The 242-nt window shown below is 34.7% G+C and carries 1 pseudogene; it reads right to left on the bottom strand.

What is annotated here, in order from left to right:
- Positions 1–242, bottom strand: a pseudogene (locus tag GPK60_RS10960) (IS607 family transposase); the annotation flags it as partial.

The following is a 242-nucleotide window of genomic DNA, read 5'->3' as shown; positions in this document are numbered from 1 at the left end:
AGTCCATACAACCTGCAGGAGAACACGTGAAGAATAGAAACAATATCCTGCACGAGTTCTTCTTGTGGTGATAGTTCTTCCTTGTTTACTATCACTATGGTCGTATGAAACTTCATGCAGAATTTTTCAAACCAATCATAGCCAAATCTGATAAATCTATCCTTGTGCGTTATGATTATGGTTTTGATTTTTTGTTCCATTACTTCATCCAATCATTTATTCCACTTCTTACGATTGTAATT

Source organism: Ruminococcus sp. MCC718 (assembly GCF_018783905.1).
In the GTDB taxonomy this organism is placed as follows: Bacteria; Bacillota; Clostridia; order Lachnospirales; family Lachnospiraceae; genus Hominisplanchenecus; species Hominisplanchenecus faecis.
The sequence above is the reverse complement of the archived record's forward strand: the minus strand, read 5'-3'. Positions and strand labels throughout refer to the sequence as shown.